At 62.2% G+C, this 20,265-nt stretch carries 24 protein-coding genes; 15 read left to right on the forward strand and 9 right to left on the reverse strand.

Translation table 11 applies throughout. From position 1 onward, the window contains the following. Positions 1-24 precede the first annotated feature (24 nt). A complete protein-coding gene (locus AC1D10_RS11650; protein ID WP_477271714.1) occupies positions 25-2,064 on the reverse strand; it encodes a DUF2213 domain-containing protein in 2,040 nt (679 codons plus the stop codon). Between the two features lie 115 nt (positions 2,065-2,179). On the opposite strand from AC1D10_RS11650, the gene AC1D10_RS11655 reads away from it, so the two are divergent. Both AC1D10_RS11655 and AC1D10_RS11660 read left to right on the forward strand, forming a co-directional pair. Beyond that, complete coding sequence (locus tag AC1D10_RS11655; protein ID WP_477271716.1) at positions 2,180-3,706, forward strand: winged helix-turn-helix domain-containing tetratricopeptide repeat protein; 1,527 nt, start codon at positions 2,180-2,182, stop codon at positions 3,704-3,706. Between the two features lie 275 nt (positions 3,707-3,981). Continuing rightward, a complete protein-coding gene (locus tag AC1D10_RS11660; RefSeq protein WP_477271718.1) occupies positions 3,982-4,326 on the forward strand; it encodes a hypothetical protein in 345 nt (114 codons plus the stop codon). A 352-nt stretch (positions 4,327-4,678) separates the two neighbouring features. Here the strand turns inward: AC1D10_RS11660 and AC1D10_RS11665 are convergent, their stop codons facing one another. Then, entirely contained in the window at positions 4,679-5,377 is a 699-nt protein-coding gene (locus tag AC1D10_RS11665; RefSeq protein WP_477271720.1) for a phage head morphogenesis protein, read from the reverse strand. Between the two features lie 40 nt (positions 5,378-5,417). Then, positions 5,418-5,579 (reverse strand): hypothetical protein, encoded by a 162-nt coding sequence (locus tag AC1D10_RS11670; RefSeq protein WP_477271722.1) that lies wholly within the window; start codon positions 5,577-5,579, stop codon positions 5,418-5,420. 145 nt (positions 5,580-5,724) lie between these two features. On the opposite strand from AC1D10_RS11670, the gene AC1D10_RS11675 reads away from it, so the two are divergent. Beyond that, on the forward strand, positions 5,725-7,041 hold the full coding sequence (locus AC1D10_RS11675) for an NRAMP family divalent metal transporter (protein WP_477271724.1): 1,317 nt from the start codon (positions 5,725-5,727) through the stop codon (positions 7,039-7,041). 102 nt (positions 7,042-7,143) lie between these two features. Here the strand turns inward: AC1D10_RS11675 and AC1D10_RS11680 are convergent, their stop codons facing one another. From AC1D10_RS11680 to AC1D10_RS11705, 6 genes are all read right to left on the reverse strand, one after another. Then, a complete protein-coding gene (locus AC1D10_RS11680) occupies positions 7,144-8,733 on the reverse strand; it encodes a DUF1073 domain-containing protein (RefSeq protein ID WP_477271726.1) in 1,590 nt (529 codons plus the stop codon). After that, positions 8,730-10,223, reverse strand: coding sequence for a phage terminase large subunit (gene terL / locus AC1D10_RS11685; protein WP_477271728.1), 1,494 nt, complete (start codon positions 10,221-10,223; stop codon positions 8,730-8,732). The genes AC1D10_RS11680 and terL overlap by 4 nt, the downstream gene beginning before the upstream one ends. Before the next feature lie 3 nt (positions 10,224-10,226). Beyond that, positions 10,227-10,772: a helix-turn-helix domain-containing protein gene (locus tag AC1D10_RS11690; protein ID WP_477271730.1), complete on the reverse strand. Its 546-nt coding sequence runs from the start codon at positions 10,770-10,772 to the stop codon at positions 10,227-10,229. 241 nt (positions 10,773-11,013) lie between these two features. Then, positions 11,014-11,163 (reverse strand): hypothetical protein, encoded by a 150-nt coding sequence (locus tag AC1D10_RS11695; RefSeq protein ID WP_477271732.1) that lies wholly within the window; start codon positions 11,161-11,163, stop codon positions 11,014-11,016. Beyond that, positions 11,153-11,893 carry a ParB/RepB/Spo0J family partition protein gene (locus AC1D10_RS11700; protein ID WP_477271734.1) on the reverse strand — a complete coding sequence of 247 codons (741 nt, stop codon included), beginning with the start codon at positions 11,891-11,893 and terminating at the stop codon, positions 11,153-11,155. Before AC1D10_RS11700 ends, AC1D10_RS11695 begins: the two co-directional genes overlap by 11 nt. Beyond that, entirely contained in the window at positions 11,871-13,187 is a 1,317-nt protein-coding gene (locus AC1D10_RS11705; protein WP_477271736.1) for a putative antirestriction adenine methyltransferase, read from the reverse strand. Before AC1D10_RS11705 ends, AC1D10_RS11700 begins: the two co-directional genes overlap by 23 nt. A 108-nt stretch (positions 13,188-13,295) precedes the next feature. Between AC1D10_RS11705 and AC1D10_RS11710 the strand changes: the two genes are divergently transcribed. The 12 genes from AC1D10_RS11710 (at position 13,296) to AC1D10_RS11765 (ending at position 20,000) form a co-directional block, all read left to right on the forward strand. Next, positions 13,296-13,502: a hypothetical protein gene (locus AC1D10_RS11710; RefSeq protein ID WP_477271738.1), complete on the forward strand. Its 207-nt coding sequence runs from the start codon at positions 13,296-13,298 to the stop codon at positions 13,500-13,502. A gap of 71 nt (positions 13,503-13,573) precedes the next feature. Next, entirely contained in the window at positions 13,574-14,296 is a 723-nt protein-coding gene (locus AC1D10_RS11715) for a DUF2786 domain-containing protein (RefSeq protein WP_477271740.1), read from the forward strand. Positions 14,297-14,421: 125 nt separating this feature from the next. Beyond that, positions 14,422-14,649, forward strand: a complete 228-nt coding sequence (locus tag AC1D10_RS11720) for a hypothetical protein (RefSeq protein ID WP_477271742.1) — start codon at positions 14,422-14,424, stop codon at positions 14,647-14,649. A gap of 111 nt (positions 14,650-14,760) precedes the next feature. Then, positions 14,761-15,093, forward strand: coding sequence for a hypothetical protein (locus AC1D10_RS11725; RefSeq protein ID WP_477271744.1), 333 nt, complete (start codon positions 14,761-14,763; stop codon positions 15,091-15,093). Continuing rightward, positions 15,090-15,392 carry a DUF5983 family protein gene (locus AC1D10_RS11730; protein WP_477271746.1) on the forward strand — a complete coding sequence of 101 codons (303 nt, stop codon included), beginning with the start codon at positions 15,090-15,092 and terminating at the stop codon, positions 15,390-15,392. Before AC1D10_RS11725 ends, AC1D10_RS11730 begins: the two co-directional genes overlap by 4 nt. Next, a complete protein-coding gene (locus AC1D10_RS11735) occupies positions 15,392-16,126 on the forward strand; it encodes a DNA N-6-adenine-methyltransferase (RefSeq protein WP_477271748.1) in 735 nt (244 codons plus the stop codon). The genes AC1D10_RS11730 and AC1D10_RS11735 overlap by 1 nt, the downstream gene beginning before the upstream one ends. Then, on the forward strand, positions 16,123-17,199 hold the full coding sequence (locus AC1D10_RS11740; RefSeq protein ID WP_477271750.1) for a hypothetical protein: 1,077 nt from the start codon (positions 16,123-16,125) through the stop codon (positions 17,197-17,199). Before AC1D10_RS11735 ends, AC1D10_RS11740 begins: the two co-directional genes overlap by 4 nt. Positions 17,200-17,278: 79 nt before the next feature. Then, the gene (locus AC1D10_RS11745; RefSeq protein ID WP_477271752.1) at positions 17,279-17,620 is read left to right on the forward strand and encodes a hypothetical protein; all 342 of its coding nucleotides are present in this window, start codon (positions 17,279-17,281) and stop codon (positions 17,618-17,620) included. Positions 17,621-17,624: 4 nt separating this feature from the next. Further along, entirely contained in the window at positions 17,625-17,780 is a 156-nt protein-coding gene (locus AC1D10_RS11750; protein ID WP_477271754.1) for a hypothetical protein, read from the forward strand. An 80-nt stretch (positions 17,781-17,860) separates the two neighbouring features. After that, the gene (locus AC1D10_RS11755; RefSeq protein ID WP_477271756.1) at positions 17,861-18,004 is read left to right on the forward strand and encodes a hypothetical protein; all 144 of its coding nucleotides are present in this window, start codon (positions 17,861-17,863) and stop codon (positions 18,002-18,004) included. Beyond that, entirely contained in the window at positions 18,001-19,575 is a 1,575-nt protein-coding gene (locus AC1D10_RS11760; RefSeq protein ID WP_477271758.1) for a DUF4942 domain-containing protein, read from the forward strand. Before AC1D10_RS11755 ends, AC1D10_RS11760 begins: the two co-directional genes overlap by 4 nt. A 62-nt stretch (positions 19,576-19,637) precedes the next feature. Further along, entirely contained in the window at positions 19,638-20,000 is a 363-nt protein-coding gene (locus AC1D10_RS11765) for a hypothetical protein (protein WP_477271760.1), read from the forward strand. The last annotated feature ends 265 nt before the right edge of the window (positions 20,001-20,265 follow it).

Below are 20,265 nucleotides of genomic sequence, written 5' to 3' on the forward strand. Positions count from 1 at the left end.
GGTTTCATTTTAAGCCGCTCTTCCTTAGAGCGACTTGACGATGTGGGTTTTGGTGGCCGGGTACATCTCGTGGAACAAAGTGATGCCGGCAGCATCCATGGCGACGCGCGGCTGCTGGGTCCGGGTGACGCCAGGCAGCGGCTGAGCCTTGAGAATGGCCGGCAGCGCCGAGGGGTGGACGCCATCGATGTCGACGCCGAGCGAGGTGAGCGCGGTCCGGTAGACTGCTTCCGCGCTGTCTTGGGCCATGGCGAGCTTGCCGATATAGGGCCGAACCGCCTCTTCGGCAGCGCGCACCTGCGCGGCTTCCTCGCGGGCCTCACGCTTGGCGCGATCGATAGCGGTGGAAACAGCGGCAGCGATGGCCGAGTCCATGGCCCTCTTGTCGACCTTGTCTTCGTCCTTGTCGGAATCTTCGGCCTTTTTCTTCTGGTAGTCCTCGTCGTCCTCTTCCTCTTCCGCGTCCTCGGCCTTTTTCTTCTCTTCCTCGGCGGCGGCGTCGTCCTCGGCCTTTTTCTTCTTGGCCTCCTCGTCCTCGTCGTCCTCGTCCATGGCTTCCTGCACATCGACTTCGTCGAGCGCGACGAGAACGGCTTCGAGACCGTCGAGCTTGGCGTCCGCCGCCAGCTTGCCTTTCGTGGCCTTGCCGACTGCCTCGATGATGGCAGGCCGCTTGGCCTTGAAATTGTCTGCGGTGACGCCGACGAGGGCCTGGCTGACATCGATCTTCTGATCGCTGGCTAGCTTGGGCATTACGTGGGCGAGGATCGCGCCGTGGGCGACAGATGCCATGCGCGACAGCAGTGCCGATTTCTTCATTTTCTGGATCTCCTGTTTGCTGTCGCCGACAACTACATCGGGTCCGGCGCGACCCTCCTCAACCAAGGCAACGTGGTTTGCGGCTATGTCGCGCATCACGCCGTCGTAGGATTCTCCAGCCAGCGTGCCGGGCGTCATGTCGGCCCGGTAGCGGTAGCTGCTCGATAGTTCTTTCTGCCGATCGGACTCGATCAGCGCGATTGCCGCGCCATCCCAGATGTTCAGCGGCGCCATGAGGTACGGTGCATGGAACTCGACGGCATCGCCGATCGATCCGACCGTGGCTTCGCGCGGATGATCCTTGGCGCTGACCGGAATGTGCTTCAGCAGAAGCGGCTTGCCGACGAAGGTCGGGGCGGCCTTTGCCAGCTCTTCGGGGTCGCGATAGAGGTTGTAGAGCCGCTGCTGGTCGAGACCGAGTGCCTCAAAATCCGGGATTTCGCGGCCATAGTACGGGCAGACGTTGGCCTTGGAGATCGGCGTCAGCTCGACGCGCAGATGACCGTCATGGTCGAAAACGCGAACGCTGTTGCGGTCCATGGCCAGGGCGTCGTAGGCCCGCTTTTGTGGCACGACACCGGTTCCTCCGCACTCGTCGCAGGCAATACCAGGACCGGCGAGTTGACCCGTGCCACCGCACAGCGGGCAATCGGCGGCATCAGCGGCGTCCTCCGGCTCGATCTGTTCCTCTTTCGTCCACTTCACGAAGTTGGAGCTCAGCGCGTCCCAATCTTCGGGCGACATGTCGGCGGCGATGCCAAGGCGCTCGCCCAGCATGTCGCGCAGACCGGGATGCAGCGGCTCAGGCAGCGAGCGCAGAGGGGCCCAGGCATAGCCGGAATGCTCGTCGGTCAGCACCGGCGCGAACTTCTTGTCGACGGCCTGTGCGAAGGTGTGATGCACCCAGCCGTTGGGCGTGCCGCGCGTATCGATGAGCTGGCGCGTGCCAGAGGGCAGCGTGCCGGCTTCCTCGGTGGTCTCGCGCGCCGCCATCGTCTCGGCGTCCTCGCCCTCTTCCGACTTGCCACCAGGCCAGCACCAATGGCCGGGCCAGCTGATGTCGGTCGACGAGCGCCGGAGCACCAGGACATCGCCATCGGGCGCAACCAGCATCAGCGAGGCTGCCTGACCGGCGCCGTCCTTGCCGACGAACTCTTCGCCGACGGCTTTCGGAATGCCGAGCGTGCTCCGACCCTCGGCCGCGGCGTACATCGCGCGGCGTCGAGCCTCAGAAGTGGCAGGCATGTTCAATCCTCTAGAATAGGGTCAAAACCCAATCACTTTGAACAAAGGATAGAGAGCCGTCGGCGAAGTCCTAGTGTATGCTAGGCAACGGAATCCGTCACACGTGGGGATCGTCATGGTCGGTTCGCCAGCAACTGCCACCCTTGTCCTCAACGACAAGGTTGCCGTTGACCTGGAAGGCGAGACGCTCCGTCTTGGCAACGGCGACGCCATCGCCATCAGGCCGCAGGCCTTTGCGGTCCTTCGCCACCTCGTCCAGAACGCGAACAGGCTGGTCAGCAAGGCGGAGCTGCTTGAAGCCGTCTGGGGAGGCGCCGCTGTTACCGACGACAGTCTCGTTCAATGCATCCACGAGATCCGGCGAGCGCTCGGCGACCAACGGCATGCGGTCTTGGCCACCGTCTCGCGGCGGGGCTACCGCCTGTCGCTGGAGGGTGGCGATGAGAGTGCTCTCGGTGGCCCTTCGATCGCCGTGCTGCCGTTCGCCTCCATGAGCGGCGACGAGCCCCATGACTACTTCGCCGATGGCCTGGTCGAGGACATCATCACCAACCTCTCGAAGATCCCGGGCCTGTTCGTCATCGCACGCAATTCCTCCTTCGGCTTCAGGGACGAGAAAGCCGATCCGCGCACAATCGCCGCTGAACTACGCGTTCGCTACCTGCTGCAGGGTAGCCTGCGGCAGTCCGGGGGGAGACTTAGGATGAATGCCCAGCTTATCGACGGCGCATCGGCCAATTATGTCTGGGCCGACAGGTTCGAGGGCGCGGTAACGGACGTGTTCGAACTCCAGGATCGGTTGACCGAGCAGATCGTGGGCTCGATCGAACCGAGTGTCCGTCGTGCGGAGATCGAGCGCGCGCGCCGCAAGCGGCCCGAAAGTCTGGACGCGTACGATCTCTACCTTCGGGCCCTGCCGCACGCGCACGCGAACACGCCCGTCGAAACGGACAAGGCCCTGCAACTGCTGGCGCGCTCGATCGAGCTTCAGCCGGACTATGTCGCTGCGCATGGCTACGCCGCATGGTGTTACGAGCAGCGTTACCTCCGCAACGGTTTGGATCCCGCAGACAAGGCGGCCGCACTCAACCACGCCGACATTGCGTTAGGCATCAACAGCGACGACCCACAGGCGATGAGCATCGGCGCGTTCGTCCGCGCGAACCTCACCCGGGACTACGACGCCGCCCTCGAGGTGCTCGACCGGGCCCTCGCATTGAACCACAATTCGGCCTTGGCCTTTGGCTTCAGCGCTTTGGTCAGTGCCCACAGCGAGCGACACCAGCGGTCGGTGGAACATGCGCACAAGGCGCTGCGGCTGAGCCCGCTCGACGATCCGCTGAGCTACCATCCCTACTGCGCACTCGCCCTGACCCACCTCTTTGCCGGGGCCTTTGCCGACGCGGCCAGATACGCCGCTCTGGCGGTCCGGGCCAATCCCGGCTTCAGCATCCCGTACGCCTATCTGGCGGCCAGCCACGTCGGCCTTGGCAATGTCGAAGCCGCGCACTCTGCGGCACGACGACTGATCGAGGTGGCGCCGAATTTCTCGGTCGGCGGCTACGTGCGAACTAACCTGTTTCGGCCGTACTTGATGGACGCGCTGGCAAAAGCCTTGCGAACGGCAGGGCTTCCTGAATGAGCCAACCAGCGCGAACGAACCGCGCGCAGGTGCAGCGCTGTCACACGCCGCCGGTCCTCTCCCAGCCTCCTCTCTCAGGCAGTCTCGGCGATGCGCTCCGTTGGGCTACGAGCGGGGCCTTTCAGCGCCATTTTGTTAACCTGAGTTCCGTGCCCTGCGAAGATGCCGATCGGGGAAATATCGCCCTTTGATCGGAGTCCTTTCGTTACATCCGGGAGGACTTCGCTCACACTTGCCGGCGGATTTGCCACCTGCTGTCCGCCGGAACACGACAGATGAATCACGCTTGGTGTGTCTCAGCTACCCTAGCGATGCTGTCTTGCTGGAATGGCGCTGGCGCCCACGACACCGAATCGGGATGGACCTATCCACCCGCTTGCTGCCGAGGCGACCAAGAGAGAGGCGATTGCCAGGAAATTCCGAATACCAGTGTGAGCACCGGCCCTGATGGTTTCAGAGTGCTGCTCAATCCGGGCGACCATCACCTCGTTACAAGGCAACACTTTTTCCGAATTCCGTATGGCGACACCATTCCGTCCGGAGACAGCCATTTTCACATTTGCTTGCACCCAACCGAAGATCACGCAAACTGCTTCTTTGCTCCTCCCGACGGATTTTGATTTGCGAGGCATCGGACGTATCCTATGGCGCCCGCGGAAGGCACTCCTAAGGGGATTATGGACTTCCTCTAAGTCATGCAGTCGTTCGGCGATCCAACGCAGCATCGGGAAGACCACTGGCTAGGCCGTGGGGATCGGCGTTCACTACATGCTCGCCACGCTCGGACGCTTTGCTGAGGTGGTTGTCTCGCGCCGGCACAAAGTGCCGACTAGACCTACAGTTTGGGAGGTCGCAGGCCGAGCATTTCGCGGAGCCCGGAATGTCGGCCTGCTAACGTCTGCCGTCTAGAAGCTGCCGGTCCGCAGTCGGCCGATCCGGCCATTGGCGTGCGCCTACTGATTGGTTTTGACCTTAGGAGAAGCGTTTGATGACCGGCTTGCCGACGCATCGGCAGTTGATCAGCTCGCCCGGCTGAATGTGCTGGTGGACGGCAGGGTCGTACCAGCCCACGGAAATGGTGTAGCGCGTGCCTTCACGCCCGGCCTGCAGATGCGTTGGGCGGGGCTCTTTGCCGCCGCTGTGCATCCAGATGGCCTCGGTGACGCCGACCTCGGTCAGGCGCACCTTGTTGAAGGCCGATGTCGCCTTGTTGTTCTGGTCGAGAGCGATGAAGGCTGCTCGGCGCTTGGTGACGCCAAACCTGCCCTCCAGGTCCTTTGTGATCTGCCTTAGATCGCGGCCAGTATGGACGCCTCGCATGACGATGCCTTCGACCTGGTCGAAATACTGCGACGGGATCGACTTGATCAGCACCACATTGGCGTGGATCGTCGCGTCGACCACGTCACGCATCTCAGCCGTCATCTTGAACTCGACCGAGATGCCGTCATCGCGCAGGATCTTGCGCAACGCGTCGCTGGACCGTTGCTCGACCGACAGTGCGAAATAGTTGCCCAGCTGCTCCGAAGCGATGTCGAAGCGCTTGGTCCACTGCCTGGAGAGCTTGCGGATCGACCGGCGCATCGCATCGGCTGGCGTTTCATCAGCTGCCATGCGGGGCGTATTGGCCCGGTAGGAGGCGCGGAGCCAGTAGACCACACTATCACTCATGGCCTCGACGAGGCGCGTCAGCCTGCCCTGATAGGCCGCCCTAATCCCGGCGTTGGGCCGGAGCGGGCGCAGAACCTTTTCGTTCCGCTTGGCCCTCCTTCGATTTTGCAGGCTGGACATCACGATCCCTGAGCGTTTCGGCGATCTCGCGATCGTCGGGCGTCTGTGCTTTGAGGAGTTCCCACAGGTTGAGCGTGATCATCCCTCAGCCTTATCACGCGCCCTTGAATTAGCCACTAGCTGCTAAAAGTCCGCCCTTGCGGCAAAGGGGACCGCACGGAACTAGTAGCTCTATGCGAGGTTTCGAATGATGCGCGACTGCACTGGGGTTGGGGTGGAGTGATGCCATGGGCGATATAGGCGCTGAGATCACTGAGAAACAGGTCAACAGACGGGGACCGTTCCAGCGACTTCTGCACACAATCGGGCCCGGCTTCATTACGGGCGCTTCGGACGACGACCCTTCGGGTATCGGAACCTACAGCCAGGCGGGAGCTCAACTTGGGTTCGATATCGGCTGGACTTTGCTATTCACGTTTCCGCTCATGGCCGCGATCCAGGAGATTGCAGCGCGGATTGGCCGGACGACAGGTCGAGGAATCTCTGGAAATTTGTGTCGACACTATCCTGCGGCCCTGATGAATTTTGTGGTCGTGTTGCTGTTCGTGGCCAATACGATCAATATCGGCGCAGACCTCAGCGCGATGGCTGAAGCGCTCCGATTGCTGGTGGGTGGCCCCAGTTCGCTCTACGTGGTTGGGTTCGGACTGGCATCTATCGGAGCAATCGTCTTTCTCGACTACCGCCGCTATGTCACGATCCTGAAATGGTCGACGCTCAGCCTCTTCGCCTACGTCGCGGCAGCGTTCATGGCCCACGTCCCTTGGGGAGAGGCGCTGAAAGGCATTGTTGTCCCACGCCTGGAATGGAACGGCTCTTATTTCACAACTCTTGTGGCCATTCTTGGCACGACGATTTCCCCCTATCTGTTCTTCTGGCAATCATCGCAGGAGGTGCAGGAGGAGAAAGTGGACCCGACGGCCAAGCCGTTGAAATGGGCGCCATGGCAAGCATCTTCGGCCTTTAAGCGTATTCGCGCTGATACCCTGGTTGGCATGGCATTTTCGAACCTAATAGCAATTGCCATCGTCGTTACGACGGCCGCTACCCTGCACAGAGCTGGAGTGACTGATATTAACTCCGCTACTGATGCAGCCAAAGCGCTCGAGCCGGTTGCAGGCAAGTTCGCCTTTATGCTCTTCGCGATTGGGATAATCGGGACGGGATTGCTGGCGGTGCCGGTTCTCGCTGGTTCGGCTGCTTTCGCAGTGGGTGAAGCCTGCCGGTGGCCAGTAGGGCTGGAACGCAGACCTAAGGACGCGATCTCGTTCTATGCGACCTTAGCCGCCGCGACCGTACTCGGAATGGGGATCATGTTTACGCCAATCGATCCTATCAAGGCACTCTATTGGAGTGCTGTCATCAATGGCATTTGCGCAGTCCCAGTGATGGTGGTGATGATGCTGATGACGGGGCGTTCCGAAATCATGGGCGAGTTTCCTGTGCAGGGTTGGCTACGGACTTTGGGATGGCTGGCTACCGTCGCAATGGCTTTGTCTGTGCTCGGCCTTGCGGTTCAGTGGATAATCCCTTCAGGAACTTGACGCGGCCGACAAGGCCAGGCTTGAGCCATTTGGGCGCGCACCGCGAGTAATGCTATCCACCGTTTTCCTCGACACCTCATCAAGCGAGCTCGCGCGCTTCGTTCATGCCGCGTCATTCTCGGGCTCGCCAAGGTCCCTGACCATCGGGCCGCCCTTCGGCGCCAGGCCTTCTTCTTCCTCGTCGATCAGGTCGGGCATGTCGTTGACGTCGATCGAGGAGAAATCCGAGTCCGGATCAGCGGCAACGCGCTTGCGCGATTCCTCGGGATCGATCACGCCGCTGTCGATCAGGATCTGATCGCGCTCGGCCTTGGTCTTCTCGACGTCGGCGGCTTCCTTTTCGTCGGTCTCCTCGAGCTTTTCAAACTCGAAGTCGATGCCGTCGTCGGGCTGGCCCCAGAGCGAGATCATCACCAGCCCCATGAGGCGGTGCAGCGGGTGCCGGAATAGATGCTCCTGGTAGGAGTGCACATAGTCGTTGAACGAGCGAAGCTCGCCTTCGGAGGAGGCGTTCAGCCCCGCCGGCTGGGTGCCGAGCAGCTTGACCAGCGGAATATGGCTGACCGACGCCATGTGCTCCTGGGCCTGCGCCTGGAGCATGTCGAGACCGGACAGCGACGCGGAGACGTTCTGGAAGTCCTCCGTGTCCTTGTCGATCATCATCAGGCCGCGATTGGACCTGACCAAATTGAACAACTCGGCGCGCTTGAAGAGCTGGTCCCCGCCGGCCTGTAGCGTCTCGCCAAGATTGGTGGCGAGCACGAACACCGTGAACGCGCTGATGATGTCGTTCACCGACTGGCGCGTCTCCAGCCAGTTGTCGACATAGGGCTTGACCATCTGCGACAGCGACAGGCCGCCGAACGAATAGGTCGGCTTCAACAGGTCCGGCACTTCGCGGCCGATGAAGGTGATCAGCCGCGTGGTGTGGACGATCTTGGCCTGCACATACCAGCTATCGGGCCGGTACCAGTTGTCTTTCAGCGGATCGTTCGAGTTGTAGGCCGTCGGATAGCACCACACCGCCTCGACGGTGCGCAGCGCCTCGATGGGCTTGTTGGCGAACTTGGCGACGCTCATCTTGTCCCAGCCGGTCCCGATCGGCTTTTGCAGCTCCTCGGGATTATCGGTGTCGCCGGTGTCGATGTAGATATGACCGCGGCCGAAGAAGCCGTCCTGCTCGGCGGCGCGGCAGAACAGGTCGCGCACGTAGAGGCGCTTGAACTCGGCCTCCAGCTTCGCGATCTTGTCGGCCTTGTCGGCGCCGTCGTTCGAGGTGAAGCGGATCCACTTGCGCGTCATCTCGCTGGCGATGGTCTCGGAGATCACCCGGTATTCCGGGCGCTGCGCCAGTTCCGACAGATAGGCATAGCCGAGGAAGGTGATCCCTTCGGTGAAGAAGCCGTTCAGCGCGAAGCCATTGGCCCAGGTCTGGACGCCGCCGATGGCGCTGTCCATGGCGAGGCCTTTGCCTTCCGGCACAACACCCGCCGGGTGCTGCGGCATGCTGAACACCTGCACCGGCGCCGGAGCGTCCTTCTGGGCGCGCAGCGCCGACAGCATGGCATCCGAGATGCGGGTGGGTCCCCGCGTGCCAGGAGGCGTCGCGGCAAGCGGTACGGCCTTTGCGGCCTCCGCAACTGGCTTGCGCTTCAACAGGCCGCGCGCTGCCCGGAAAAACCTCCTGATCATCGGGGCGCCGGCTGGGCAGCGCGCCGAAGAACGTCGTCGCTGATCACCATGGCCCCCTTGATGTTGAGCAGCCTCGTAAAGGCGCCGGAAGATGCGTCGACCTGGTCCATAAGTTTGCCGGCCGGGAAGATGCAGAGTTCGTCGAGATAGAGCTGGTTCCAGTCGCCTTCGACGATGGAGACGTTGCCGTATTCGCACTGAGCCGAGAACGGCTCGGCGCGCGTGATCTTGTCGCCGGTTTCACCCTCGGCATGAACCTTGTAGCCGGCGAGGTCGGCGACATAGTCCTGCACCTGGGCCTTGCCCGCCTGCCCCGGATCCTGCGGCAGGCTGATGTGCACCGCTTTACCGTCGAGCGCGGCTTGCGCCTTGATGGTCTTGCGGACCGACTTGCCTTCCTCGCGAAGCGTGACGACGTGGCCCACGTAGTAGTGGCCGTCGGCATCGCGGCCGAGCTTGACGCCAGCGGTGCGTGCGCCAGTGCCGCCTTTCGTGCCGGCCAAGTCCCAATGGCGGACCCAGACCGTGCCCTTGGGCGCTTGCCTGACGAATTTGTCCTCGAACCAGGCGCGCTTGAACATGCCGCCTTCGCGGGCGGCCGGCCGCTGCTGAAACTGCCCGGCCGAGGCGTGACTGCCCATGATCTTTTTGTCGCGTTCGACGACCTGGGGCGGGAAGCGCTCCGGAAAGAGCAGTTCGCCGTCGAACTTGCGAGGATCCTCGAATCCGATCGAGGTATAGCACTTGCGCTCGGGCTCGAACTCCATGGGGAGCATCAAGTGCTCGTAGCCGTAGTCGTTTGCGATGATGACGCCGGAGACGTCGTCTTCGTGCAAGCGCTGCATGATGACGATGATGGCCGACGAATCGGGGTTATTCAGACGGGTCGGCAGCGCTTCGTGAAACGTGTCGTTGGCGGTCTGCCGCTCCACCGGCGACTTTGCCATCTGCACCGAGAGGGGATCGTCGAGGAGCACGCGGTCGCCGCGAGAGCCCGTCATCGAGTTGAACGCCATGGCTTCGCGAAAGCCGGTCTTGTTGTTCTCGAATTTGGTCTTCGTGTTCTGGTCGCCGATCATGGCGAAGCCAGCGCCCCAGCGATCCTGATACCAGTTGGACTGGATCAGGCGTCGGGTCTTGACGTTGTCACGGATCGCCAGCGAGTCCTTGTAGGACGTGCCCATGAACCGCAGGTGCGGCATGGCGAGCGGTCCCCACTCCCAACCCGGGAAGAAGACGCCCGACAGCAGCGATTTCATCGTGCCTGGAGGCACGTTCATCAACAGCCGCAGGATCTCGCCGCTGCTCACCGCCGCAAGATGGTCGCAGATGGCATCAATGTGCCAGCCGTGCTTGTAGGGCTGCCCCGGCTCCAGGACATGCCATGCGCGCTTAACGAACTCGGCGAGAGACCGGGCGCAGGCGCGCCGATCCATCTCGATCAGAAGTTCTTCCGGTGTCGGCGGCATGACGCCCGATATGCGCGCCATAAATCACTTCCCGCCGGCTGTGCTCTCCCGCGCTTGTGCAGCGCGCCACATGATTTCGAGTTCTTCGTCTGTCAGTTTGGACAGGTCCAATTTCTGCTGCGTCTCAACCGGGCCGCCGTTCTTGCCGGTGGTCTCGACGCGGCGCACATAGCCGCGCTCCTTGCCTTTCAGCTCCAGGTACCAGCGCACGGTCTGCAAATCGCCAGAGCGGAGCGCAATCACCACCTGGCCCTCGGCAACGTCGAGCAGCTCGTCCGCGATCTCGGAGTCGGCCTCCTGGATTTCCGGGTGCTCGCTCAGAAAGGCGTACAGCGTCGTGCGGCCGACGTTCAGCTTCTCCGCCGCGACGGTCTTGATGCCACCGCACTGGCGCAGCATCGCAATGACGCGCGCCACATCGCGCTCGGTCAGCTTCGGCGATGCCCCGCCCTTGTGGGCCTCGGCCGGCTTCGGCTGTGGCGCCGGCTCGGGCTTGGTAGCAGGCTTCGGCTCCACAGTGGGCTTTGCCTTGCTGGCCGGTTTCTTCTTGCCGCGCGCCGTCTTGATCACCGGACGATTCGCGCGTGTGAGTGTTCGGAATGTTCGGGATGGCCCTTTTTTTCTCCCGCCAAATCCCACCCCATGAACACCGGACCACGAGGGGTGTTGTAGACTACCAAACCATCCCGCAAAGCCTTGTGGGGCTTGCGATTGGTCAACATGCGCAGAAACGCAAACTGACCCATAATGCTTGACGCCACGACCATGCTAACCACCGACACTGCGTTACACAGACCCGAACACATGCCGATCACGCAAACAGGACGCGTGCGACACAGGCGAGGAAGCCGAGCACGAGGATGGCGGCGACGACCACGAATGGCGAGCCGAAAGAGGGGCCCGCCGGCGGATTGCCGGGCTCGGAGAACGCGCCGAGAAGATTGGGCAGTTCATGCCGCATCTGATTTGTCCTCCGCTTCGGCTTCGAGTTGATCCAGCCGCTCGCCGGCAAGGCGCGCCATGACTGAGAGGGCGATGCCCGAGTTGACGATGTTGAGCTGCTGCTTGGTGCGTACGATGGCGTCGAAGAAGGCGTCGAACCCCGACTGCGGCGCGGCATGGATGCGGAAGCGCTTCGCCCTTTTGGCGATGGCCTCCATTTCGATCTCGAACTGCACGCGCTCCTCCGGCAGGAAGGCGAACAGCAGTTCGTCGTATTTGATGTTCGCGCCGCCGAGTGCTGCGGCACCTGGTCCCTTGTCGCCAGAGAGCACGCTGTCATCGAGACCCGAGAATTTCTTCGAGTCGATGTCGAGCGAGGCGTACAGCTGGGCGAGCAACGACTGGTCGTCCTCGCCGTTGATCGAGTTGTGGCTCAGCTGGATCGCGACCTTGCGCTTCTCGGTCAGTGGCGTGGTGATGACGAGCGCATCCACGATTGCCAGTCCGGCCTCGATTGCGGCGGCGGTGCGGTGATGACCGGACAGGATCTCGAGCGAGCCGTCCTCGTCCTGGCAGGCCAGAACCGTCGTGGTCAGCCTGCCATCGATTTTGACGTTCTCGACAAGGCGCTTAAACATGGCCGGTGCCATGTAGTGCGCGTTCTTCTCGCGGCGCCGGAGCGTCTTCGGATCAACCTGCCGCGCCTCGACATCGAGGGCCTTCCAGTCAACGCTTGAAGTGCTTGCCATACCACCACTCGAACGCTTGTTGCGGCGTCTCGTCGATGCGGGCGCCGACGTAATTCAGCATGAACTTGCCATCCGGGGCGTTCTTCTCCTCGCGCTTTGAGAGCTCGAAGATGCCGCGATACTTCATCGACACCGGATGGTCCGAGAACGCCGTGGTCTTCACCTCGCGGTAGCGGTTGACGAAGCGCTTGCCGAGATCGTGCAAAACCTCGCCATTGCAGGCGAGCCTGGTGACCAGCTTCGACAGCCGGCCCTGCTGGGAGATGGCGAAGTCGGAGAGCAGGTAGATCGAGGCCTTTTCGCCGAATTTCGGCAGGGTGTAGATCAGGCCGCCGACGAGCATGTCGTCGACGCGGACCAGATAGTTCACCATGCCCGGCGTGTGGGTGATGCCTTTTTTCAGGTAGACGTCTTTCAGGAACGTCATCTGAGCCGCGTCGGCCCTGCCGATGGTCACCACCGAATCCGGCTTGATCTTCTCCAGGTCAACCGGCTTGTAGCGGAACGGCGCCGACCGCGGCACGAGCTGCAGGTAGGACGACTTGCCCGTCGACACGTAGCAGAAGTGCGGCTTGCCCCGGCCGGAGATGAACTCCAGTTCCGGTTTCAGATCCTCGTAAATCTGGTCCGAGAGGATGCAGTATGGCACCCCGGCCTGCCGGACGCGCTCGATGATGCCGCGCAGGTTCTTCGGATCGAAAATCTGATATTGCGGCGCTTCCCATTTGATGTTCGCGGCCAGGAACTCGAACATCTTCTCATAGCCATTTTTGAAGAATGGCGGGTAGCTGAACACCGCTGCCTTGCGGTCGATGGCCTCTTCCATGTGGAGCAGCCAGTCGCGCGGGGCGTAGCTCTTGATCGGGATCATGCCCGGCAGCTTGCGGACCTTTTCAAGGGTGCGCTCGACATAGCCGGCGAAGTTCTCAACCAGGTGCGTGCGGTGGCTGGTCTTGTAGGCGTTGGCCTTGCCGCCGGCGAAGCGCCCGAGATTGAAGGCCACGGCCAGTGCGGCGAGGCGCTGATCGGGCTCCCGAAAATCATGCTCGTTCACGAAGTCGAGCGCGCCGTGAAACTCGTAGTCGATGGGCTTGCCCAGGACATAACCGGCGATCGCTGAGGAGTAGAGGCTGACGTCGTTCGAGTGCATCTCGACGCCGGGGAAAGTGGCTAGCGTGATCTGCTCAAACCGGAACGTCCCGGAGCAGCAATTGTAGACCCTGCCCCACTTGTCGACCTCGGAGACGCGCAGGATTTGCGCGATGCACTCCTTCGGCACCACGCCCTGAAACATACGCCAACGCCTTCGCTTTTTTTGCCGCCGCGATCGCTTTTTAGTTGTAACCGGATCGGTTACAGCCTAAGTTATTGATATCAAAGAACAAAACGACGAAGCAGCCAGATGGACATCCTCTCGACCCTGACCGAAGCAGACGGCTTGGACCGCGCCTACTTCGCACCCGTAGCCATCGCTGCCGCAGCCGGTCGCGAGGACAACAAGGCTTTCCGCAACGAACTCAACGCGTTGGTGAAAACCGGCGAGGTCGAGCGTGTCTACGCCCCGATGCGTCGGGCCGGCCGGATCAGCATATACCGGATCGCTCGCTAAGTTTTTTCCCTTTACTTTCCCCGCATTGTAACCAGAATGGTTACATCAACCCTACCACGCGGAGACATGAAATGACCGAACAGCAGAAGAAGATGGCAGCCAAGATCAAGGCTTTGCTCGCCAAGACCACCGACGCCGGTGCCACCGAAGCCGAGGCTTTCGAGGCAATGGCGAAGGCCCGCGAACTCATGGACAAATACGGCCTGACGAAGGCGCAGATCGAACTCGACGCAGAGACGATCGCGGCCCAGAAAACCAAGCGCGACAACTTCAAGACCTACGTCATCAAGGACCATCTGGCTCTCGAAGTCGGCCGCTACTGCGACTGCAAAGCCTGGCTCTCGAAGAAGGAAGACACGATGACTTTCTTCGGCACCGAGCAGGATCGCCAGTTTGCAATCTGGCTGGTCGAAAGCCTCGACCTGTTCGTCCGCAACCAGACCGTCCGCTTCATGACCGAGCGCTACAATCGCGCCGGCGCCGGACCTTGGGACGTTCAGAAGGGCTTCATGGTCGGCTGCATCAGCCGCATCAATGAGCGCCTTCACCGGCTCTCGGCAGAACGCGAGCAGGCTGCTCGGCCGAATGGTCGCGGCAACTCCCTGGTCATCGTCAAAATGGCGTTGGTCAACAAGGCCTTCGGCCAGATCGGCTTGAAGCTCCGCAAGGGCTCCGCGAAGGGCGGAATGAAGGGCGACGGCAACGCTTTCAACGCCGGTCGGGCCGCTGGCGACCGCGCCACATTCAATCGCCCGATCAACGGCGGCGCAGGAACGCGCGCCATCACGGGCTGATCAGAATCGGGGAGGAGTTGGGAAGCGGCCATAGAAGAATCAGGCTGCATGTTTTCTGCCCCTCCCCCGGTACTCAGGTCAAGTGCTTTGGAAAAGAAAAATTGGACACTTTTCGGAAAACGACCATGAGCAGCATCAAGTCACTCGATCCCAAAGATGTCGCCAAAGCGCTGTTTTTGGCGGCTGGACGCAAGTCCGACGCTGCCAAGGCGCTCGGCGTAGCACGCCCGTCTCTCTATCGATTTCTCGAGCTCTACCCCGAGATTGAGCCGGCAGTGAAAAAAGCGCTCGCGCCACAGCAACCAGACAAGATTTCGGGCCGAAGATGGCTCAGGGGACGACCGGGATCATAGCTGAACTCGGACTTTTCCCAGGCCGAAACCCTCGCAAGCGTGTCGCCAAGAAGCGACCGCTGCTCTGAAACTTGCAACCATTTTGACAACACCCCTACCACGGAGAGACCAGTGGCCAACTACCTATCCCCGACCGGAAGCCCGATCACCGGCACGCTTGAGCGACTGTCTGGACGGGCCGAAATCAGCAGCATCGACGAGGCTACCGGCACACCCGAATATTCGGGGGGAACGGACATCTTCTGGGATGAGCAGCGGACCGTCGAGCGTGATGGCAAGATCATCTATCTCGACGAAGCCGGCGATCAATGGACCTTCGACCAGCTGGTCCCCGAAGAGGACGAGGAAGACGACGGCTGCCCGAAGGGCGATCCCGAATGCCTCAGCAAGAATGGCGACTGCCACGATGCATGCGAGCCAGCCAGCGCGGAGGCACGGATATGATCAGGCAATTCCTCGATCTGTCGACCGGACATTTGACCTATGAAACCCGTTCTTTGCTCTCCGACGGACGGCTCCCGCTTTCGACGGTCTACCCGACCGAGTTCGGCTGGTTCGTGCACGTTCCCGATATCGACGCCCTCGGCGAGGTCGATCAGGAGCGCCAGCGCGACTTGCCCAAGGACATGAAGGACGTTCTCGATTTCGCGCGAGAAAACGGCTGCGATTACGTCATGTTCGACTCCGACGCCGCCCCGCTCATGAACCTGCCTTACTACGAAGGCGACGGGGAGCCGGTCTGATGCCGATCGGCTCCCACCATTCCGCGGCGGCCGGCACCGACGTCTGGCTGACACCTCCCGAGATCCTGGCCGCGCTCGGCGGCGCCGAGAGCTTCGACCTCGATCCCTGCGCGCCGCTCGACCGGCCTTGGGACATGGCGCGCCAGCACTACACCATCGCTGACAACGGGCTGATCAGGCCCTGGCACGGTCGGGTTTTCTTGAACCCACCTTACAGCAATAGCGCCCTCGCCCGCTGGATGGGCCGTATGGCCGACCACGCCCATGGAATCGCGCTGATCTTCGCTCGCACCGAAACGCAGGTTTTCCACGAGAGCGTGTGGCGAGCTGCTGACGCGTTGCTGTTTATGGAAGGCCGACTGCATTTCCACGACGCGGCCGGCGTCCGCGCCAAGGCCAATGCCGGCGCGCCCTCGGTGTTCTGCGCCTATGGCGCCGACGATGCAGAGCGGCTGGCGGCAAGCGGCATGCCAGGTGCTTTCGTGCCGCTGCGGCTGCGGTCCCTGATCTTCGGCTTTGCCTCTATCGGCTCGTGGGTCGACGAGGTGATGAAGGTCATGAAGCGCGCCGGCGACGCTCTCCGGCTCGACGACCTCTACCGCGAACTGGCCGACAATCCGAAGGCCGGGCGCAATCCGAACTGGAAGGCGAAGGTCAGGCAGACGCTCCAGCGCGGCCCGTTCGAACCGCTGGGCGATGGCGTCTGGCAGCTGGCCGACGGGAGGCTGCTTTGATCTCACTCCCCGGATACGACGCATGGAAGACCGCCACGCCGCCCCAATGGGATTGGGACGAGGGCGAAGAGGATGCCCTCGCCGAGGCGCAATACCTGTTCGAACTGGAGGAGATGATTTTCCCGCCAGCGTGGGGCCATTGGGAGCGCGAGCCGTTCCCCGGCCCCGATGATTTTCCCGACGATGGTCAGCTCGAGCACATGGAATGGGTGTTTGTGATGGCAAAGGCGAAGAAAGAACCGAAGAAGGCTGCATGGCAGATCGAGGCCGAGCAGCGGCGCCGCGAGCAGGACGACATCGTCGCCATGCTGCGCAACGGTCCCGACGACTATCTTGTCTCGATCGCGCGTGAAGCGCTCGGCCACTACCACGCGGCTATGATGGCGTGCGACAAGCCGGCGCGCCTCCCCTATGAGCTGGTGATCGACGCCTGTGTCGAGACCCTATACCGCATCACGGAATATGGCGGTCGCGAGGAGCGAGCCGACGGCTCCGGTCGCTCATGGCCTCCGCAAGGCCGATCCCGCTTCGACTGCTGGAACTCGGCATCGGCATGGCTCGGCAAGCAGCTGGCCGCGCGCGACGGGGAAATCCCCATGCACGGCCAGCCCGGTCGGTTCATGCTCTTGATCCACGGGTGCAGGACGGACGTCGAGTATCCTGGCCTGTTCGGCGGGCCGGGGCTGCATGGCAAGGTCATCGACCTGGACCGGCCATTTTTCAGCGAGACCGGTTTCCGATCTTTTACCGGCGGCGGGCTCTCCCGCGAGCGCTGGTTCGTCGAGGAGGCGTTGGACGTCCGCGAGATGCTGACCATCGTGATGGAGGAGTCGCTACTGGCCGACGGCAACGGCAAACGCCTGCCAAAGCCCAAGCTCCGCAACCCGCCGTTCGGCTCGGGCTACTGGCGCGGCAACGTGCGGCACGAGGCCTCCGACGAGCACCTGCGCGAGGAAAGGCGAAAGGATCCTGCCTATCAGCCAGGCGGTTTCATCGCCGCGCTCCCCGGCCTCGCATCGCTCGGCTTCGCCACCCGACAGGAGAAGACCGGCCAGCTAGCGTTTATCTTTTAGTTTATTCTACTTGTTGCCAAAATGGTAACATGCTAAGTTGTTGTTGTTGCTAAGAAATTCCCTACCACGGAGTCCAACGATGACCCTGACAGCCCAGATTGAGGAAGCCCGCAAAGCCGGTGATTGGGACAAGCACGCTGACCTTTGGGAACAGCGCCGCATGGCCGAGGTCGACGCCGAAGAGAGCAGCTTTCCAGACCATCCCTTCTCCCCCGAGAACGTTGCCCGCGAGAGCGGCGCAATCAGCACCAGCGAGGCAAACTGGCTCCGCTGGGTCGGCAAGGCCGAGCGGATCGCCGGCCACGATCTGGACGGCGACCAGGACGTCGACGGCTACAGCCTCGACTTTGCGTTTGAGGCCTTCCGTGCCGGCATGTCGGCTGCGGATCATGTCGCTTCGTTTCAGGGCCGGGGCCGCTGAGACCATGTTCTACTGCGACGAATGCCTCGACCCCTGCCGCTGGCACGATACCGGTCTCTGCCCCGGATGCCGCGAGCGCCGCGCTGAGACCATGGCGGCCGAAGAAGCCGACATGGCTTTCGATTTCCAGGAAACCAGCGAGGGAGGCGTGATGCACTGAGAGAGGCAAACCATCCCTTTCGATAGGGCGGCGGGAGTGGTCCCGTCGCCCGCCAAGACCCTACCACGGAGACCAGACCAGTGACCGACAAGCCCACCGAATACGAGTTCACCCTGCCCGACGGCACCAAGCGCTACGAGATCATCATCGAGCGCAAAGACTTCTTCATCTTCCAGAAGATGCACGGCGCCACCAGCGCCAAGCCGGTCGGGCAGAAGCCATGAACGCGCTGATCCCCCGCAACACCGTCGAGCAGATCGCCGCCTATCGCGATGCCGCGGTGGCCGCGTATTACGCCGCATTCGAAGACGTCGAGCGAGCCGCCGGCAAAATGAAGGAGGCTGCGCTGCTCTGGAAGTCTGCTGCCGGCGAACACGCCAACAACTATCACGGCGAACGGGAACCCGCCGAGATCAAGGCGTTCTTCAACGCCGTGAAGCTCCCCGACCGGGACCAATATTTCCGCACTGCGGTGCGCCTCATTGACGTGTCCTGCTGGCACTATCTGGTGCAGATGACCGATCTCGACGCGCTCATGGACCGCAAGGCCAAGGACGAGCTACGCGATAGCCTCGCATGGGTGCCAGAAGCATGGCGCCCAGGAAGGGGCGAGAGCCGCGATCTCGTCAACCTCGACCAGTTGCAGGGCATTCCGCCCGTCACCGTCGACAACATCTACGCCACGATCGACAAGTGGGCCGGCGAAGCCGAGATGATCTTCCGGCGCGGCATTGCCGTCGCCTTCTCCTCGCTCGACCGCCGCTTTCGCTCGCATGACGGCTTCAAGGTCGGCGGCCGGGTGATCCTCACCAATGCCTTCGCCGAATACAGCGGCGGGCTGAGCTACGGCAGGACCGCCGACACGCTGCAGGACATCGAGCGCACCTTCCGCGTCCTCGACGGGCAGAAGCCAGGCGCGGCCTACGGCGGAATCATCGGCCAGATCAGGAACGAGCGCAAATACGGGCCGCACCAGTCCGAGCATCACGGCGAGTATTTCAAGGTGGTCGGCTACAAGAACGGCAACGCCCATCTCTGGTTCACGCGCGACGACCTGGTCGAGAAGGTCAACAAGATGCTGGCGGAATACTACGGCGAGGTGATCGGCGACGCGCAGACCAAGGAACCCGACGATCTCTTCCGCAACCGCAAGACCACGCCCGCGAGGAACTTCGGTTTCTTCCCGACGCCGGACGGTGCCGCCGAGGATCTGATCAAGGGCATCCCGCTATTGCAGCCGATCGAGAAGCCGCGCCTCACCATCCTGGAGCCCAGCGCCGGCACCGGCAATCTGGCGCGGCGCTGCGTCTCCACCATCAAGGACTTTTCCGATCATTACGGCTATGGGCAGGCCGACCAGATGGAGCGGTGGCGCAAGGAATACCGCTTCGACAACCAGGTCGATTGCGTCGAGCTGCAGCCGGCGCTGGCCGGCGCGCTGCAGGCTCAGGGGCTCTATCGCAAGGTCTACGCCACCGACTTCCTGTCGCTGCGCCCCTCGGTCACCGGCCTCTACGATCGCATCGTGATGAACCCGCCCTTCGACATGGAGCGCGATATCGACCACGTCGTCCATGCGCTCGACTTCCTGAAAGACGACGGTTGCCTCGCCGCCATCATGTCAGCCGGGACCGAGTTCCGAGAGACGCGCAAGGCCATCGCCTTCCGGGCGTTGATGGAGAAGCTGAACGCCAGGTTCAACGATCTGCCCCACGGCTCATTCGCCGAGGTCGGGACCTACGTGAACACCATCACCGTCAAGGTCTGGAAGGACGCCCGCAGAAGCTATTTTTAGCTTGACCATATTGTAACCATTTTGGTTACGCCATAGGATCAATCCCTACCACGGAGTCCCCAATGTTTCCCCCGAGAGAATTACCCCAAGACGAGGAGGATCGGCGGCAGCTGCGCCCCTCCATTACCCAGGCCCTCGAGATGTGGGGCAGCTGGCATCGCGACTGCTCCCCACTCGGCTGCACTGGCGATTACACCCTCGACATGCAGCTCGCGGACGCGTTCCGCCATCTCCTCTATCGGCCGGCGCTGAACGACCGGCTGACCTGGATCGAGCGGGAGATCAAGCGGCCACGCAAGCGCGGAGCCGACAACCGCTACCAGGCGGAACTCTGCGCCTGGTGGCTGGACCTATGGGAGGCCGAGAAGGCGCCCGTCATCGAAAACCGAAAGCACCAAAGGGAAATGCGATGCGCTTCATACTGATCGATTCCGGCCTTCGTCAGGTCTTCGACACGGCCACACCTCACCGCATCGACGAGGAGTTTATCGGCAGGATCCTGCGGCGCGACACTTTGGAGCGGGTCGAACTGGCCGAAGATCTCGACCTTTGGGTGTCAGCCGAGCCGGCCAGGACGAGTTTCAGGTTCTTCGCCGACGGGCCGGAATATGTCGGTCACGGCTTTCTGTCCGGTCGCAGCTTGCTTGGCGACTTCAAGAGCCTGCCGCGCTGGCTGACCTATGAGTCGGA

Source organism: Mesorhizobium sp. P2_A8 (assembly GCF_056404935.1).